This window comes from Corynebacterium sp. MSK074 (genome assembly GCF_030229735.1).
Lineage (GTDB): Bacteria > Actinomycetota > Actinomycetes > Mycobacteriales > Mycobacteriaceae > Corynebacterium.
Window position 1 is genome coordinate 33,958 of record NZ_JASPIX010000004.1, and the last position, 16,049, is coordinate 50,006.

Below are 16,049 nucleotides of genomic sequence, written 5' to 3' on the forward strand. Positions count from 1 at the left end.
TATCGTGAGAGAGGCGGGCGGTGTTGCCGCCAACTCGAAATATGTTACAGAAGTGACTACAGTTACCTGAAGTTACTGGTGTTTCTAGAAAAGGATCTCATGAAATCTCTGCAGCTGAAAGTACTCTCCGTGGTGGCGTCCGCGCTGACCGTGCTGGGTGTGGTGGCCGCGCCGCAGGCCACCGCCGCGGAGCGCAACCTAGTAGCCTTCGGCGATTCCGTCTTGGCGGATCCAGATGCCGGCGCCTACTTCGCCCACCGCTACGATCCCTCTAAAGGTGTGGGCGTAGATTGCCCGACCTCCAATAACTACGCCAAGCGCGCGGGCGCCAAGTTGCGCCTTCCGGTGCGGGACTTCTCCTGCTCCGGTGCCGTGTCCATGTCCCCCGGCCCGCAGGTTTCCCAGCAGGTGGATGCGGCCATCCGTACCGGCGCGCTGAGCCCGGCTACTAACCGCGTGGTCATCACCACCGGCTTTAATGACACCTACAACCACCGCGATATGAACCTGCCGCAGATTCGCAAGCAGTTCGCGGACCGCACCGCCCCGCAGATCGAGCGCATTAAGCGCGCGGCCCCGAATGCCCGCATCCAGATCGTTGGCTATCCCACCATCGGTTCCGGCCCTTATTACTGCCTATTCCACTTCGGCCCGCGCCCGGCCGATTCCACCTTCCTGCCGGGCATTCAGGACTTTGAGAATAAGGCGCAGTGGATGCAGGTGGACCTGGCGGCGCGCACCGGCGTGCAGTTCCTAGACCTGAAGCCCTCTACCCGCAATAACGGCATGTGCGCCGATGCAAACCAGCGCATGTGGGCTGGTCTGGTGGACTTTACTGGTGGCGATGGCAACCTTCCCATCCACATGAACCAGCGCGGCCACGAGCATACGGCCAACGTCATTGCCCGCTCTTAAAACGAGTTTTCAATAATGCGCCGGTTTTGAAAATATCGGTACGCTCGGGCGCATGACTGTAAAAGCTGTTATTGCCCGTTCCAAGGGCGCGGAAGTCGAAACCGTCAACATTGTCGTTCCTGATCCCGGCCCTAACGACGTCATCGTGCGCGTCCAAGCCTGCGGTGTGTGCCACACCGACCTTGCTTACCGCGATGGCGATATTGAAGACGCCTTCCCCTTCCTGCTCGGCCACGAGGCCGCAGGCGTGGTGGAAACCGTAGGTTCTGCGGTTACCCACGTGGAGGAAGGCGACTTCGTCATTTTGAACTGGCGCGCCGTGTGCGGCGAGTGCCGCGCCTGCAAGAAGGGCGAGCCAAAGTACTGCTTCAATACCCACAACGCCTCCAAGAAGATGACCCTCGAGGATGGCACCGAGCTCACCCCTGCGCTGGGCATCGGTTCCTTCGCTGAGAAGACCCTGGTCCACGAGGGCCAGTGCACCAAGGTGGAAGACACCGACCCAGCCGCTGCCGGCCTACTGGGCTGCGGCATCATGGCGGGCCTCGGCGCGGCCGTGAACACCGGCGATATCCAGCTCGGCGAGTCCGTTGCCGTCTTTGGTTGCGGCGGCGTGGGTATGGCTGCCATTGCGGGCGCCAAGCTGGCGAGCGCGGCAAAGATCATTGCCGTGGACATCGACGAGTCCAAGCTGGAGACCGCCCGCGAGTTCGGCGCGACCGACACCATCTGCTCCAAGGACCTTTCGGAGCAGGAGGTTATTGACGCTGTCCGCGAGCTCACCGGCGGCTTCGGCACCGATGTCTCTATCGACGCCGTGGGCATTCAGCCCACTTGGCGCCAGGCCTTCTACTCCCGCGACCACGCCGGCCGCATGGTCATGGTGGGCGTGCCGAACCTCACCGACCACGTGGATATCCCGGCCATCGACCTCTACGGCCGCGGCGGTTCCATCAAGCCCGCGTGGTACGGCGATTGCCTCCCAGAGCGCGATTTCCCCGCTTATGTGGCGCTGTCTAAGGCCGGCAATTTCCCACTGGATAAGTTCGTCTCTGAGCGCATTGCGCTTGACGACGTCGAGCAGGCCTTTGCCACCATGAAGTCCGGCAAGGTTCTACGTTCGGTGGTGGAGTTCTAATGCGTATCGATAGCACGGTTACTTCTGGCAAGTTCCGCCTCGATGGCGGCGAGTGGGACGTGGACAATAACGTCTACGTCGTGGGCGATGACTCCAGTGTGTACGTGGTGGACCCCTCCCACGACCTCGATGCGGTAGCAGAGCTCGTTGGCGACCGTCGCGTGGAAGGCATCTTGCTCACCCACGCGCACAATGACCACTGCGAGCTCGCCCCCGAGGCCGCAAAGCGCTTCGATACCGAGGTCTACCTGCACCCGGACGATGACATGCTGTGGCAGGAGTCCAATGGTGATGCTCCGTACACGCCATTGGCGGACCGCGGCCAGTTCGATATTGGCGGCGAGAAGATTACGGTCTACCACACCCCGGGCCACTCGCCGGGCTGCGTGGTGCTGCACGTGGGCGAGACGCTGCTGTCGGGCGATACGCTCTTCAACGGTGGCCCTGGTGCCACCGGCCGCAAGTACTCCGACTTCGATGTGATCATCGAGTCGCTGAAGAACGTCGTCTTCACCCTGCCCGAGGACACCAAGGTCCTGCCAGGGCATGGCGACGCTACCACGGTGGGCGCGGAGGCCGCGCGCATCGACGAATACATCGAGCGCGGCTACTAGCCTCTAGTACGCCCGCAGGTACTCGCCGTAGCCGGACTTGAGTAACGGCTCGGCGAGTTTTTCTAGCTGGGCGCGGTCGATGAAGCCCGCCTCGTATGCGGCGACCTCGGGCGATCCGATAACGATGCCGGTGCGTTTTTGCATCACCTCGACGTAGGCGGAGGCCTCGCTCATCGAGTCCACCGTTCCCGTATCGAGCCACACGCTCCCGCGGTGCAGGCGCTGGACATTGAGCTCGCCGCGGCGCAGGTACTCTTCGTTCACGGCCGTGATTTCCAGTTCGCCGCGGCCGCTGGGCTCGATGCCCTTGGCTATCTCCACCACGGAGTTGTCATAAAAGTACAAGCCCACCACCGCGTGGTTCGACCGCGGCACTTCCGGCTTTTCCTCGATGCTCAGCGCATGGCCGGCGGCGTCGAATTCCACGACACCATAGCGCTGCGGATCCGAGACCTCGTAGGCGAAGATGATGCCGCCCTCCGGATCTTGGCAGTGGGCGAGCTCGCCGCCGAAGCCGTGGAAGATATTATCGCCGAGTACCAGCGCGACGCTGTCGTCTCCAATAAACTCCTCGCCAATCAAAAAGGCCTGCGCAAGGCCCTCCGGCCGCGGTTGGACCGCGTAATCGATCATGAGTCCGAGCTGCGATCCATCGCCAAAGAGGCGCTGGAAGGCCCCCGCATCCTCCGGGGTGGTAATGATGAGGATTTCTCGAATGCCCGCCTGAATGAGCGTGGTTAGCGGGTAATAAATCATCGGCTTGTCATAAATGGGCATGAGTTGCTTCGAGATGCCCTTGGTAATCGGGTAGAGCCGCGTGCCGGAACCGCCGGCCAGGATGATGCCTTTCATTTAATCCTCCGGGTACAGCGCCAAGTACAGGGCCAGGGCCGCGCGCCAATTCTGCGGCTTGAAGCCGGTAGCCTCGATTTTATCTAGCGCAAGCGTCGACTCCTTGGGGCGCGGCGCCTCGGGGCCCGCGATCTCGCGGTACTGCTCGGTGCTTACCGGAGTGACCTCGGCCGGGTCGTGGCCGAGACCGATGAACACGGCCATGGCAATCTCATCGCGGCCCACGGTATCGCCCGAGTTGGAGAGGTTATACACGCCGTACTCCGCGTCGGAATTGAGCAGGTGGACGATGCCCTTGGCCAAGTCCTCGGCAAACGTGGGTCGCCCGCGCTGGTCGTGGATGACCTTCGGTTCCACTCCCTTTGCGGCCAGCCGGCGCATGGTGGACATGAAGTTCTCGCCATCGCCAAAGACCCAGGAAGTACGGATGACGTAGTGCTGCGGTGCGGTCTGCGCGGCGGTATCGCCCGCGGCTTTCGACGCCCCGTACGCACTCAGCGGCGACGGCAGTTCCTCCTCAGTGTGGACCTCGTTGGTGCCGTCGAAGATGTAGTCGCTCGAGACATGCACCAGCGTGAGTTGGTTCTCCGCGGCGATGCGCGCCAGCCGTGCAGGCGCTTCCGCATTGACGGCCCAGGCGGCGGCGCGGTCGTTTTCGGCACCGTTGACGTCGTTATACGCCGCGCAATTGATGATGGCAGAGTACTGCTTCCAATTCCGTTCTGGTGGGTCGGTGATGTCGAAGTCGGCGTGGGTGCAAAACTCGGCGTCGGCAAGCAGGCGTTTGAGCGCACGCCCCAACTGCCCGTTTGCACCCGTGACAAGGGTGCGGCGGGCGGACATCGGGCTCACGTCTGTGAGGGCGGGGTGCTGCTTGTCCTTCTCCGAAATCTCGGTGGGCTCCAGCGGCCAGTCGACGATGTTGAGGTTCACCGCGGAATAGCGCGCCTCGGCCGACCAGTGCTCATTCACCAGGTAGCAGTAGGAGGTTTCCTCCAGCGCCTGAAAGCCATTGGCGACGCCCCGCGGGACAAACACCGCAGTCTCCGGACCCACCTCGTGGGTGACGACCTCGCCAAAGCTTTCCGACCCCTCGCGCAAGTCGCACCATGCACCGAAGATCTTGCCCTGCGCCACCGAGACGAACTTGTCCCACGGCTCGGCGTGCAGGCCGCGCGTAGCACCGGCGTGGTTGAAAGAGATATTGTTCTGCACCGGCTGGAAGCTCGCGAGCTCGGGTGCGAGTCCGGTGAATTTCTCGCGTTGCCAATTCTCCTTGAACCAGCCGCGGTTATCGCCGTGCACGTCGAGGTCGATGATGAGCAGCCCCGGGATGGCGGTTTCGGTAATACGCATATCTACTGTCCTTGCTGCTTGTAGCGGGCTTCCACGTCTTCTTTCTCGGGCTTCCACCAGCCTTCGTTATCTCGGTACCACGCGATGGTGTCTTCGAGACCGGCGCGGATATCCGTGAACCGCGGGGTCCATCCCAGCTCGCGACGCAGCTTGGTGGCGTCCATGGCATAGCGTTGGTCATGGCCGGGGCGGTCCGCCACGTGCTCATAGAGCGCGCGCCCATTGCGGGTGTGGCCCATGATTTCGCAGATCAGCTCAATGACCTGCTTATTATTAATATCTTCCTGGTCCGCGCCGATATTGTAGGTCTCGCCGATGCGGCCCCGCTCGAGGATGGCGAGCACCGCTTCGTTGTGGTCATCGACGTGGATCCAATCGCGCACCTGCTCACCCGTGCCATAGAGCTTGGGCGTGCGTCCGGAGAGGATATTGGTGATCTGGCGGGGAATGAACTTCTCGATGTGCTGGTAAGGCCCGTAATTATTGGAGCAGTTTGAGATGGTGGCGCGCAGTCCGAAGGAACGCACCCATGCCCGCACGAGGTGGTCAGACCCCGCCTTGGTTGCCGAATACGGGCTGGAGGGAGCGTAGGCGGTGTGCTCGCTAAATTTGGTCGCTGCTCCTATCTCGAGGTCGCCGAAAACCTCGTCAGTGGAGACATGGTGGAAGCGGGTATCGTGCTTGCGGCAGGCTTCCAGAAGGGTGAAGGTGCCTACGAGGTTCGTGTGGATGAAGGGCGAGGGGTCGCGCAAAGAATTATCGTTATGGGACTCGGCGGCAAAATGAACCACTACATCGGCAGCGGCGACGAGCGGTTCTACGGTGGCGGGATCGGCGATATCGCCCTCCACGAGGTCAATATCGAGGCCGGCGAGGTTGGCGCGGTTTCCGGCGTAGGTGAGCTTGTCCAGCACCGTAACGCGGGTATCGGGACGCGCCTGGCATATAAGGCGCACGAAATTGGCGCCGATAAAACCGGCGCCGCCAGTGACGAGCATCGTTTGCATGGTTATCCAGTGTAGGGCAGTCGGGCGCGCGGCTGTGGCAGGCTGCGGGCCCCGGTCAGGCCGCGCCCGGGGGTGACGGCGGTGGCGAAGACGGATCGGTGAGCCTGCGGGCCGGGGCTTGTTCCGCGGCGGGGTGGTCGTTGACCTCCACGGTGGGCGATAGGCCGTTGGTGTGGGCGGCTCGGTATCCTACCCGGCCCGTGTCGGGATCCCGTTCGGCGTGTCCCATTCCATTGCGGCCATCGCGGTAATCGTTATTGTCCACGTGGTGCCGGCGGCACAACAGAGTGAGGTTCTTGAGGTCGGTGGCGCCACCGTGAGACCAGGCTTGGAGATGGTGAACGTCGCAGTCCTGCCAGGGGCGGTTACACTCTGGGTGGGTGCAGACGAGTTCGGAGGCCGCTAGGGCGAGCTTCTGCCAGAGGGAAGCGGTGCGCTTGGTGCGGCCGAGCTCGAGGGGGAAGCCCTTCTCATCCACGGCGCAGAAGAAATCGTGCCGCGCGCCGCCGAGGCGGAGGAGATCGAGCGGGGTGAGCTCGATGCCGGTGCTGGTGGCGAAACGGGTATCACCGCCCATCGCTTCCAGCTCTTCCAAGGTGGTGGCGACGAAGAAGGAGCCGAGACCGTCGGAGTTCTTTTGGGTGGCGGAAAGATAGCTCGATAGCGCAGCGGTCAAGTGGTCCGCCATGCGCTGGGCATAGGTGCGGGTATCGTCCTCGGGGCTGAGGTCCGCGCTGCCCTTATTCTTTGCGGGCGCGAAGGCGCCGGCGAGGATGGCGGCTGCGGAGGCATCGAGGTAGCCGGAGATGTGCACGCCGCCGTCAGCATCTTGGCGGGAGATACTAAAGCGGCGCTTGCGGGTAGCGGCGTGCGGATCGGGCTCGCCGGCTGGGTTGAGAGCGTGCTTATTCGCTTTGCGGATGGCCTTGCGTAGCCACTCGCGCAGGGAATCGAAGGAACGACGCTTGGCCTGCTCGAGAGCCTGGTTGCGCAGTTCGCTCGGGCCGGGGATGGCGTACTTGCTGAGGCTGCGCAGCTCGTTCTCGATGAGGTTGAGGATGCGCTCGGGGATAGGCTCTTCCTCAAAGAGTTTCTTGCGACGCTTCTCCTCCTCGCGGCGCTCGCGGTCAGCGCGGCGGCGGGATTCCTCCTCGGCTCGGGCGCGTGCGGCATCGTCAGCATCGGGGTCCGCAGGGGGAGCCGGCTCCGGATCGGGGATGGGCGCGAAGAGGTTGCGTCCATTGCGGAGACGGGCGGCGGCCTCGGCATCGGTAAGGCCTAGGCGGGTGGTCAGGTAGTCCTTGGCCTTGGAGGAACCAACGCGGCGGCCGGCGTCATCCCGCTCCGCGATGAAAGCGAAGGCGGCGTCGATGGTGGACTTATTGCCTAGCGCCCGCTCCAAGTGTTCGAAATGCGAATGAAGAAGCTCGAAGGACAGATCGGAGGGATCTTGCATGAGGCTGCGCAGCTGGGTGAGCCCAGTGGCAACCTGTGCGATGGCGGAGTCTATCTCCGCGTGCTTGGTGGTCTGCATGATCCCTCCCTTCCATTTCGTCTACATGTTCTATTTTACCCAGATAAAACACCCCGTCAACAGGAAAGAAGGATTTGGTCAATAGATTAGACATTCCCCAAACAAACGCAGACTAAACTCCGCGAAACGGGGCCAAAACCACTAACTCGGGAAGGGAGGAAGGGCCTTCTGGTTAAGCCAGGTGTCTACGGTGGCGTCGAAAAGCGCGGGGTCAGGAGCGGCGGCGCGGAAGGCATCCAGCAGCATGGAAGGCTCTACCACCGAATGCCGGTGCTCGGTGAGGTAGCTGCGGAGGGTGGTAAAGAAGGCGTCGCCAAGCAGGCGGTGGATGGCGTGCACGGTTAAGGCCCCGCGCTTATACACGCGGTCATCGAACATATCGCGCGCACCCGGATCAGAAACGGTGAGGTTCTGCGCCTTTCGTCCCAGGACGTTGTAGTGGGAACGCGCCGCCTCGCGCGCGGTGGTCTCGCCCTTGTGCTCGCCCCATAGCCACTCGCTGTAGCAGGCAAAGCCCTCGTTGAGCCAGATATCCTTCCACTCGCTCAGGCCCACGGAATTGCCGAACCACTGGTGCGAAAGCTCATGCGCAATAAGGCGCTCGAAGGCGTGGTCGCCCTTAATATGATTAGAGCCAAAGATGGACAGGCCCTGCGCCTCCAGCGGTATTTCCAGCTCATCTTCCGTGATGACCACCTGGTAATCCGTAAACGGGTAAGGGCCGTAAATGGAGGAGAAGAAGTCCACCATTTCCTGCTGCTGGGCAAACTCATCGAGCACGCGCTCGCGCAGCGCGGCCGGCGCCCAGGCGCGCGTGGAAGGCCCTAAATCAAAATTAGAGAACTCGCCTACCTGGACTGTCGCCAGGTAGGCGGCCATGGGCTCGCGGGTGCGGTAGTGCCACCGCGTGGTGGAGCCGCCCGCCCGGCGGGAGACGAGGTCACCATTGCATACCACGATGAAGGGATCATCGGCCGTAATGATGATGTCATAGTGCGCCTTTTCAGACGGCGTATCGTCACAAGGGAACCAACTCGGCGCGCCGTTGGGCTGGCTGGCCACCAGCGAGCCGGATTCGGTTTCTTCCCAGCCAATCTCGCCCCAGGTGGTGCGGATCGGCCGCGGGCTGCCGCCATAGCGAATAATCAGCTCAAATTCCGTACCAGCGGCAATCTCCTCAGCAAAACGCAGGCGCAGCTTGCCGGAAGACTGACGGAACTTAGCCACCCGCGGCGCACCCTTTGCGGTCACGCGCCGAGCCACCATCGCCCCGCCTAGGTCTAGGGTCAGCGACGTTAAATCCTCGTCGGCCCGGATGGCCAAAGTAGCCTCGCCTTGAAGTAGGTTGGGCTCCACGCGGTAGGTCAGATCCAGCGTGTAGTGGGAAACCTCGAAACCGAGGTTAAAATCCACGCCGGTATACGGATCAGTGTGGGCACGCGAAAGGGCGGTAGGAAGCAACTTCATAATGCTGCAAGCCTACCGCCCTTTTAGCCGCGGAAAGAAACGAGCTTATTTATTGAAAGCGCGCTCGAAGACCGGCCAAGAATCCTTGAGGTCCGCAATCCAGTGCGGCCAGGAGTGGGTGCCGGTATTGCGGAAGTTGTAGGTCGCCGGGATGCCAGCCTGGTCCAGCTTGGCCTTAAAGTTGTGGGTGCAGTAGTTCACGCCAGCCTCGATGGCGCCGCCTTCCACCTGCAGCTGAGCGGAGCCCAAAGCAGCGGTAGCAGGGTTGTAGCCCTTAGCCACGTTATAGGAGAAGGTATCCTCCTTGCCGGCCAACCCAGAACCGGAAGAGATGTACAGCTCCGTGCCGCGCAGCTTCTCGTGGTTCATCATCGCGTCGTTGTAGCGGTTGGTGGGGGAGCCGAACGGGCCCCACATCTGCTCCGTGGTCGCACCGCCGCGGTTGACGGTGAGCTCCACGGCCTTGTGCTCTACCGGGTAAGCGGTAGCCGCGCAGCCGGCGTAGGAACCCACGGCGTCGTAGAAGCCCTGGTTGTGCTCCGCCAGCAGCAGGGAGGAGGTGGCGGACATGGACATGCCCGCGATGGCACGGTGGTTATCGGCCTTGATATGGCCCTCGATGGCACCCGGCAGTTCCTTGGTGAGGAAGGTCTCCCACTTCTGCGGCCCCTTGAGATACTTGGAGTTCGGCTCGGATACCCAGTCGGTGTAGTACGAGAAAGCACCGGCCTGTGGGACGACCACGTTGACGTTCTTGGAGTGGTAGAAATCAACGGCGTCAGAAAGCTTCAGCCAGTCCATGTCCTGCTCCGCGCCGCCTGCACCGTTGAGCAGGTAGATGGTCGGGCGGTTCTCATCCGTTGCGCGAATGACGGCCAGCGGAATCTTGCGGCCGTTCATGGCTGGAGAGGTGGCCTGCAGCTTTTCGACGCGCGGATCGTCCTTGTACTTCTGGTACCAAGTCTGCTGCTCCAGCTCTGGGGTGACCTCCAGCGGGGCCAGGGTGGACTGGGCGGCGTTGCCCGCTACCTGTTGCGGGGTGAGCTGTGCGGCCCCCGCCATCGGGGCGCAAGCCAAGCCTGCGCACACTGCGGTGCCGGCAAGGATGGAGCTAAGGCGCTTCATAGTGCTTCTTTCCTGTAGTTAATGAATTCCTGATTATTCGGCAGCGACAGCAGCCTCGGCGGCCGCTGCGCCCTCTGCGTCCATGCCCTCGACAAAGTCCTTGTCCGGGGACTGGTCAGCGGCGCTCGGGGCGTCCTTAACCTGCGCATTTTCCTCAGCCTGCGGTGCCTCGATAGAGAGCTCGTTGGGCTTTACCTCCGGCTCGCCCGGTGCCTCTGCAGCATCCTTGGCAAAGCCGCGCTCGAAGGTCTTCCACGAGGAGAAAATGTCATCGCGCCAGCCCGGCCAGGAGTGGGTGCCGGTATTGCGGAAGTTCCAGTCCGCGTCCATGCCCTGGGAATCCATCTTGGCCTTGAGGTCATGGGTGCAGGAATTCATCGCGGCCTCGATGACGCCGCCCTCAACGATGAGGGTGGAAGACCCCGGAACACCCCAGTCATTGGCGCCGCCCAGGCCGGAGTTGACCGAAACATAGGTCTCGGACTTGCCCAGGTTATTCGGGTTAGCGTTCACCAAGGCATCGTTGTACACGTTGTACTCGCTGCCCATAGCGCCCCACATCTGGTCGGCCGAGCCACCGCCGCGGTTGACGGTCAGCTGGGTGTACAGGCGTGGCAGCGGGCGAGAGGTGGCAGCGCAGCCAGAGAAGGAGCCCACGGCGTTGTAGAAGCCCGGGTTGTGCTCTGCCAGCAGCAGGGAAGAGGTAGCGGACATGGACATGCCGGCGATGCCGCGCTTGCCATTGCCGCCGATGTGCTTTTCCAGTGCGTCCGGTAGCTCCTTGGTGAGGAAGGTTTCCCACTTCTGCGGGCCCTTGAGGTAGCCATTATTCGGGGAAGATACCCAGTCGGTGTAGTAAGAGAAGGCGCCGGCCTGCGGGATGACCACATTGACGTCCTTGGACGTGTAGAAGTCCACCATGTCCTGCATGCCCTCGGTCTCAGGGTCGACGTCATGGTTGGCGGTGGCGGTCAGCCAGTCCATGCCCTGCTCAGCGCCGCCCGCGCCATTGAGCAGGTACAGGGTGGGGCGCTTCTTATCAAAGTTGCCGTCCGGGGTGATGACTGCCAGCGGAACCTCGCGGCCGTCCATGGCGGCGGAGGTGGCGGTCAGGGCCTTAACGTGGTTGCCGTAGTGGTTGCCGGCCTTGCTCTTATGGCCAAAGGCATAGCCCTTCCACTTATCCTTGTCCTTCAACCCGGCAATATCCACCACGCGGTTTTCGCCTTCGGTGGTGATCGCGTAGTTGATGTTTTCCGGATCTGCCGGGTCGGTGAGGTTGACCTCGCGGATGGTGGACGGGGTGGCGTCACCCTGGTTCTCGGCCGGCTCGACGGCGGAGGCGATAGGGGCGTAGAGGACTCCTGCCGCGATGGCGATGCCTGCGACGCTGGAGCCGATAGAGCGCAAAGTATGCATATTTTTAGCTTCCTCGAGTTAAGAGAATCTTCTCAGTAGGTATCGTTCCGCAAAGCGGGAGTGTTAGCAAGACTCTATGCCTTAATAGCCCTTTTAATGTAGCAAAACCTGTGGCGCATGTGGTTTGTGTGTCATAATTCTGAACGCGGCGCGTATGTAACGGTGGCGCTACAATCTCCGCTAGTACTAAACGTGTGAATAATGTGGTCCCCATCCGCGGGCCCATCCCTCGCTCTAGGCAAGTAAAAACACAGAAAGAAGCATAATGAACGTTTTCGATTCCATCCTCGTGGCCATCAACGAAGTTCTGGGCCAGTTCCTGCACGCCGGCTCCTCCATGTCCTCCACCGCTGCACTGGCTCTCGGCCTGTTCTAAAACACCGAGCCCATAGCCCTGCGTGGGGGCGTCGCGCGCTTGCCGACGCCACCGTGCAGGGCCTTTGTGCGTTTTACCCCCGAAGCGTGGGGTACTCGGGCATAAGAGTGTGGCCCAATGCGCGACATGGAGGGGAAAGTTACGTATCCTAAAGGACGTGACTAATGAACATTATGACGTAGTAGTACTCGGCGCGGGCCCTGGCGGCTACGTGGCCGCCATCCGTGCAGCTCAGCTTGGTAAGAAAGTTGCCGTAATCGAGAAGCAGTACTGGGGCGGTGTCTGCCTCAACGTAGGCTGCATCCCTTCTAAGGCGCTGCTGAAGAACGCTGAGGTTGCCCACACCTTCAACCACGAGGCCAAGGACTTCGGCATTTCCGGCGATGTCTCCTTCGACTTCGGTGTTGCCCACAAGCGTTCCCGCAAGGTTTCCGCGGGCATCGTCAAGGGTGTCCATTACCTGATGAAGAAGAACAAGATCACCGAGATCAACGGCCTTGGCTCCTTCAAGGACGATAAGACCATCGAAATCACCGATGGTGATGACAAGGGCAAGACCGTCACCTTCGATGACTGCATCATCGCTACCGGTTCCGTGGTCAAGTCCCTGCCGGGCGTAGAGCTCGGCGGCAACATCGTGTCCTACGAGGAACAGATCCTCAACGATGAGGCCCCGAAGTCCATGGTCATCGTCGGCGCCGGCGCCATCGGCATGGAATTTGCCTATGTTCTGTCCAACTATGGCGTAGACGTCACCATCGTGGAGTTCATGGACCGCGTCCTGCCGAACGAGGACAAGGACGTCTCCAAGGCCATTGCCAAGGAGTACAAGAAGCTCGGCGTCAAGCTGCTGACCGGCTACAAGACCACCTCCGTGAAGGACAACGGCGATAATGTCACCGTTGAGGTGGAGTCCAAGGACGGCTCCAAGCAGGACACCCTCACCGTGGACCGTGCCATGATCTCCATCGGCTTCGCCCCGCGAACCGAGGGCTTCGGCCTGGAGAACACCGGCGTTGAGCTCACCGAGCGCGGCGCTATTGCCATCGATGACACCATGCGCACCAACGTCGACCACATCTACGCCATCGGTGACGTCACCGCGAAGCTGCAGCTCGCCCACGTTGCTGAGGCCCAGGGCGTTGTCGCCGCAGAGACCATCGCCGGCGTGGAGACCCAGCTCTTGGGTGACTACATGAATATGCCGCGCGCTACCTTCTGCAACCCGCAGGTCGCTTCCTTCGGCTACACCGAAGAAGCTGCCAAGGAGAAGTTCGCGGACCGCGATATCAAGGTCGCTACCTTCCCGTTCTCCGCTAACGGCAAGGCCGCTGGCCTCAATGAGACCGCCGGCTTTGTCAAGCTCATCGCGGACGGCGAGTACGGCGAGCTCATCGGCGGTCACATGGTGGGCTCCAACGTTTCCGAGCTGCTGCCGGAGCTGACCCTGGCGCAGCGCTTCGACCTCACCGCTGAGGAAATCGGCCGCAACGTTCACACTCACCCGACCCTCTCTGAGGCCATGAAGGAAGCAGCCGAGGGCATCGGCGGCCACATGATTAACCTCTAAGCAGGGCTGCTTGCCGACGTCGCCTTTGAGCGCGACGCCAGCGGCACCGCACCGTTCGCTCCCCTCGTTGGAGGGAGGCGGACCGCGGTGCCGCCTTTTTATGTGCGTTCCACCTGGGCGGCAGCGCGTTAGTACGGTGCCACGGCGGAGCGGTGGGCATCGACGCTAATGACCTCGTTGATGGGTGGAAAGGCGCGTTGCGCGCAGTTCTCGCGCGGGCACGTGCGGCAGCCGGAGCCGATGGGGGTGGCGGTAGAGAGATCAGTGAGATCGAGCCCCTCGGCGTAGACGGTGCGGTCGGCGTGGCGGGCTTCGCAGCCTAGGCCGATGGCGAAGAGCTTATCGGTATCGCCAAAGCGCCCCTGGTGGTGCTGGACGGCGCGCGAAATCCACAGGTAGTTGCGGCCATCGGGCATTTGGGCCAGCTGGCGGGAGATAATGCCGGGCTGGGTGAAGGTCTCGTAGACATTCCACAGCGGGCAGGTGCCGCCATTATTGGAAAAGTGCACGCCGGTGGCGGATTGGCGCTTGGACATATTGCCGGCGCGGTCGACGCGAACAAAAGTAAAAGGAATGCCGCGGAGGTTATCGCGCTGCAGGGTGGACAGGCGGGAGGCCACGGATTCATAGCCCACGCCGAAGACCTGGCAGAGGTATTCCACGTCGTAGCCGGAGCGCTCGGCTTCGGAATGCATCAGTGCATAGGGCATCACGGTGGCGGCGGCGAAGTAGCTGGCCAAGCCGCGCCGCGCGAGGTTGCGCGAAGCATCCGAGGTAAACGGCTCCTCCTCCACTAGGGAAGCGATGTCGTCCCCGGCCTCGAGGAAGCTCAGCTCCGCGGCCATGCGGAAGGCGCGCTGGCCTTCGCTCAGGCGCGACGCGAGCCGGAACTCGCCGGTTTCGCGGTCAAAGCTGTGTAGCGTGCCATCCATCTGGGAAGTGATGTGGATATCTACGTTGTGGCGATCGCGCAGACGCTGGGCCAGGGCGTGTTCGGTGTCGCGGATGCCGAAGTGGGTGACCGAGAGGGCGTCGGCAAGCTGCTCTGCATGGTGGTCCAGATTGTCCAAGTAGTTCTGGCGAGCGTAGAAGAAGTCGCGCACCTCGTCGTGCGGCATGGATAGGGCCTGGGTGGCCTCGGTGGTGCGGCGGGCATCAGTGGCCAGCGAGAGCTTATCGCGCACATTGCGGTAGCGGCGGTGGACGTCTACCAGCGTGCGAGCCACGGTGGGGTGGTTATAGACCAGCTCGGAGAGCTCCTGCAGCTCGACGGGGGAGGGGCAGAGCTCCTTGTCTTGGATGACGTCCTGGATCTCGGCGAGCAGGCGGGAGTCATCGTCACGGGAGAAGAAGGTGGCATCGACGCCGAAGACCTCGGTGATGCGCAGGAGCACTGGGACGGTGAGCGGACGGACGTCGTGTTCGATCTGGTTGACGTAGCTGGCGGAGAGTCCCAGCGTCGCAGCAAGGGAAGCCTGACTGAGATCGCGCTCACGGCGAAGCTGGCGAAGGCGGGATCCCACATACGTCTTACTCATGCCGGCAAGGTTACTGGCTGGCCTGCGGGTGTGCACCCTAATTGCAAAGATCTTGCGAAGAATGTTTACCCGCCTGTGGGCTACATGTGGGTTTCATGCGAAAGTTTGACACATAAAGGGGTAAGGCGGTCACTCTGGCAACACTGGGTGACCAAGTTCACAAATCTGGGACAAATTACGCAACGTCAATATTGCGGAATTCCGAGCTGCCAAGGTAGTGACGTTTTGTCCGGAGGCTTTTAAGGCAACCCTTACCTAAGAGAATTCTGACTTTAACCGTACCGCTGTACCGTTAGCTGAAACGCTGCAGGAATTGACTAGTAACCAGCGGTTAAGCCCAGTTAAAGTGAGGGCGACAATGGAGGTGTCATGACTTTAAGAAATCCGGACCGTGAGGCAGTAGCTCACGGCCACATCACTAACGAACCAATCCGTCAGAAGCCGGGAGTGCCCTCCTGGGTTCTGAAGCTCATTATGGCCGTCACTGGCCTGCTTTTTGCCCTTTTTGTTGTTGGCCACATGGCCGGCAACCTGAAGTTGTACTTGCCGGCGCACGGCGGCGAAGAGGCGCTGGATGAATACGGCGCATTCCTGCGCTCCATGGGCGAGCCGTTGTTCCCGCACGAGGGCGCATTGTGGATTATCCGCGCCGTCCTGCTGGTTGCCATCCTCGCCCACATCTATGGTGCATTTGCCCTGACCGCACGCTCTAAGGCGTCCCGCGGCAAGTTCCGCCGCAGCAACCTGATGGGCGGCCTTGATTCCTTCGCTACCAAGTCCATGCTGGTCACCGGCATCGTCTTGCTGCTGTTCATCATCTTCCACCTGCTGGACCTGACCCTGGGCGTGCAACCTTTCGCCCCCGGCGACTTTGCAGAGGGCGCGGTGAAGGCCAACATGATCGCCACCTTCAGCCGCTGGCCGGTCACCATCGTGTACGTGATCGCTATGTGCTTCCTGTTCCTGCACCTCACCCACGGCATTCGCCTTGCCGCCTCTGACCTGGGTATCACCGGTGCGAAGTGGCGTCAGACCTTCCTGATCCTGGCGTACGTCATCCCGGCCGTTGTCTGCATCGGCAACATCGTTATGCCTTTGTCCGTTGCCCTGGGCTTGGTCAGCTAAAGGAGTTAGAAAC

Annotated in this window: 13 protein-coding genes; 5 read left to right on the forward strand and 8 right to left on the reverse strand. The window is 61.7% G+C overall.

Features of this window, described 5'->3' with window-relative positions:
* The first annotated feature begins 99 nt into the window (after nucleotides 1-99).
* The 3 genes from QP965_RS05150 to QP965_RS05160 are packed head-to-tail and all read left to right on the forward strand — an operon-like array spanning nucleotide 100 to nucleotide 2,667.
* Nucleotides 100-915 carry a GDSL-type esterase/lipase family protein gene (locus tag QP965_RS05150; RefSeq protein WP_284844307.1) on the forward strand — a complete coding sequence of 272 codons (816 nt, stop codon included), beginning with the start codon at nucleotides 100-102 and terminating at the stop codon, nucleotides 913-915.
* 52 nt (nucleotides 916-967) lie between these two features.
* The gene (locus QP965_RS05155) at nucleotides 968-2,053 is read left to right on the forward strand and encodes an S-(hydroxymethyl)mycothiol dehydrogenase (protein WP_284766108.1); all 1,086 of its coding nucleotides are present in this window, start codon (nucleotides 968-970) and stop codon (nucleotides 2,051-2,053) included.
* Nucleotides 2,053-2,667 carry an MBL fold metallo-hydrolase gene (locus tag QP965_RS05160; protein WP_005323087.1) on the forward strand — a complete coding sequence of 205 codons (615 nt, stop codon included), beginning with the start codon at nucleotides 2,053-2,055 and terminating at the stop codon, nucleotides 2,665-2,667. Before QP965_RS05155 ends, QP965_RS05160 begins: the two co-directional genes overlap by 1 nt.
* 3 nt (nucleotides 2,668-2,670) lie before the next feature.
* Here the strand turns inward: QP965_RS05160 and rfbA are convergent, their stop codons facing one another.
* The 7 genes from rfbA to QP965_RS05195 form a co-directional block, all read right to left on the reverse strand.
* Nucleotides 2,671-3,519, reverse strand: a complete 849-nt coding sequence (gene rfbA, locus QP965_RS05165) for a glucose-1-phosphate thymidylyltransferase RfbA (RefSeq protein WP_284815646.1) — start codon at nucleotides 3,517-3,519, stop codon at nucleotides 2,671-2,673.
* Nucleotides 3,520-4,875 (reverse strand): dTDP-4-dehydrorhamnose reductase, encoded by a 1,356-nt coding sequence (gene rfbD / locus QP965_RS05170; protein WP_284844308.1) that lies wholly within the window; start codon nucleotides 4,873-4,875, stop codon nucleotides 3,520-3,522.
* A gap of 2 nt (nucleotides 4,876-4,877) precedes the next feature.
* On the reverse strand, nucleotides 4,878-5,873 hold the full coding sequence (rfbB, locus tag QP965_RS05175; RefSeq protein WP_284844398.1) for a dTDP-glucose 4,6-dehydratase: 996 nt from the start codon (nucleotides 5,871-5,873) through the stop codon (nucleotides 4,878-4,880).
* Between the two features lie 64 nt (nucleotides 5,874-5,937).
* Complete coding sequence (locus tag QP965_RS05180) at nucleotides 5,938-7,416, reverse strand: HNH endonuclease signature motif containing protein (protein ID WP_284844309.1); 1,479 nt, start codon at nucleotides 7,414-7,416, stop codon at nucleotides 5,938-5,940.
* Nucleotides 7,417-7,557: 141 nt separating this feature from the next.
* Nucleotides 7,558-8,883, reverse strand: coding sequence for a M1 family metallopeptidase (locus tag QP965_RS05185; RefSeq protein ID WP_284844310.1), 1,326 nt, complete (start codon nucleotides 8,881-8,883; stop codon nucleotides 7,558-7,560).
* A gap of 45 nt (nucleotides 8,884-8,928) precedes the next feature.
* Complete coding sequence (locus QP965_RS05190; protein ID WP_284844311.1) at nucleotides 8,929-10,008, reverse strand: alpha/beta hydrolase; 1,080 nt, start codon at nucleotides 10,006-10,008, stop codon at nucleotides 8,929-8,931.
* A gap of 33 nt (nucleotides 10,009-10,041) precedes the next feature.
* On the reverse strand, nucleotides 10,042-11,427 hold the full coding sequence (locus QP965_RS05195) for an alpha/beta hydrolase (RefSeq protein WP_284844312.1): 1,386 nt from the start codon (nucleotides 11,425-11,427) through the stop codon (nucleotides 10,042-10,044).
* 533 nt (nucleotides 11,428-11,960) lie between these two features.
* Between QP965_RS05195 and lpdA the strand changes: the two genes are divergently transcribed.
* The gene (gene lpdA / locus QP965_RS05200) at nucleotides 11,961-13,373 is read left to right on the forward strand and encodes a dihydrolipoyl dehydrogenase (protein ID WP_005327177.1); all 1,413 of its coding nucleotides are present in this window, start codon (nucleotides 11,961-11,963) and stop codon (nucleotides 13,371-13,373) included.
* 128 nt (nucleotides 13,374-13,501) lie between these two features.
* Here lpdA and ramB read toward each other — a convergent pair whose 3' ends face one another.
* Nucleotides 13,502-14,911 carry an acetate metabolism transcriptional regulator RamB gene (ramB, locus tag QP965_RS05205; RefSeq protein WP_284844313.1) on the reverse strand — a complete coding sequence of 470 codons (1,410 nt, stop codon included), beginning with the start codon at nucleotides 14,909-14,911 and terminating at the stop codon, nucleotides 13,502-13,504.
* Nucleotides 14,912-15,280: 369 nt separating this feature from the next.
* On the opposite strand from ramB, the gene QP965_RS05210 reads away from it, so the two are divergent.
* Nucleotides 15,281-16,036, forward strand: coding sequence for a succinate dehydrogenase cytochrome b subunit (locus QP965_RS05210; RefSeq protein ID WP_239278512.1), 756 nt, complete (start codon nucleotides 15,281-15,283; stop codon nucleotides 16,034-16,036).
* Nucleotides 16,037-16,049: the final 13 nt, after the last annotated feature.

What these genes read in the sequence shown, in the direction of transcription:
- QP965_RS05150 (WP_284844307.1), top strand. Translation starts at nt 100, where the DNA reads ATGAAATCTCTGCAGCTGAAAGTACTCTCCGTGGTGGCGTCCGCGCTG.
- rfbD (WP_284844308.1), bottom strand. Translation starts at nt 4,875, where the DNA reads ATGCGTATTACCGAAACCGCCATCCCGGGGCTGCTCATCATCGACCTC.
- QP965_RS05160 (WP_005323087.1), top strand. Translation starts at nt 2,053, where the DNA reads ATGCGTATCGATAGCACGGTTACTTCTGGCAAGTTCCGCCTCGATGGC.
- QP965_RS05210 (WP_239278512.1), top strand. Translation starts at nt 15,281, where the DNA reads ATGACTTTAAGAAATCCGGACCGTGAGGCAGTAGCTCACGGCCACATC.
- QP965_RS05180 (WP_284844309.1), bottom strand. Translation starts at nt 7,416, where the DNA reads ATGCAGACCACCAAGCACGCGGAGATAGACTCCGCCATCGCACAGGTT.
- rfbB (WP_284844398.1), bottom strand. Translation starts at nt 5,873, where the DNA reads ATGCTCGTCACTGGCGGCGCCGGTTTTATCGGCGCCAATTTCGTGCGC.
- rfbA (WP_284815646.1), bottom strand. Translation starts at nt 3,519, where the DNA reads ATGAAAGGCATCATCCTGGCCGGCGGTTCCGGCACGCGGCTCTACCCG.
- QP965_RS05155 (WP_284766108.1), top strand. Translation starts at nt 968, where the DNA reads ATGACTGTAAAAGCTGTTATTGCCCGTTCCAAGGGCGCGGAAGTCGAA.
- QP965_RS05190 (WP_284844311.1), bottom strand. Translation starts at nt 10,008, where the DNA reads ATGAAGCGCCTTAGCTCCATCCTTGCCGGCACCGCAGTGTGCGCAGGC.
- QP965_RS05185 (WP_284844310.1), bottom strand. Translation starts at nt 8,883, where the DNA reads ATGAAGTTGCTTCCTACCGCCCTTTCGCGTGCCCACACTGATCCGTAT.
- QP965_RS05195 (WP_284844312.1), bottom strand. Translation starts at nt 11,427, where the DNA reads ATGCATACTTTGCGCTCTATCGGCTCCAGCGTCGCAGGCATCGCCATC.
- ramB (WP_284844313.1), bottom strand. Translation starts at nt 14,911, where the DNA reads ATGAGTAAGACGTATGTGGGATCCCGCCTTCGCCAGCTTCGCCGTGAG.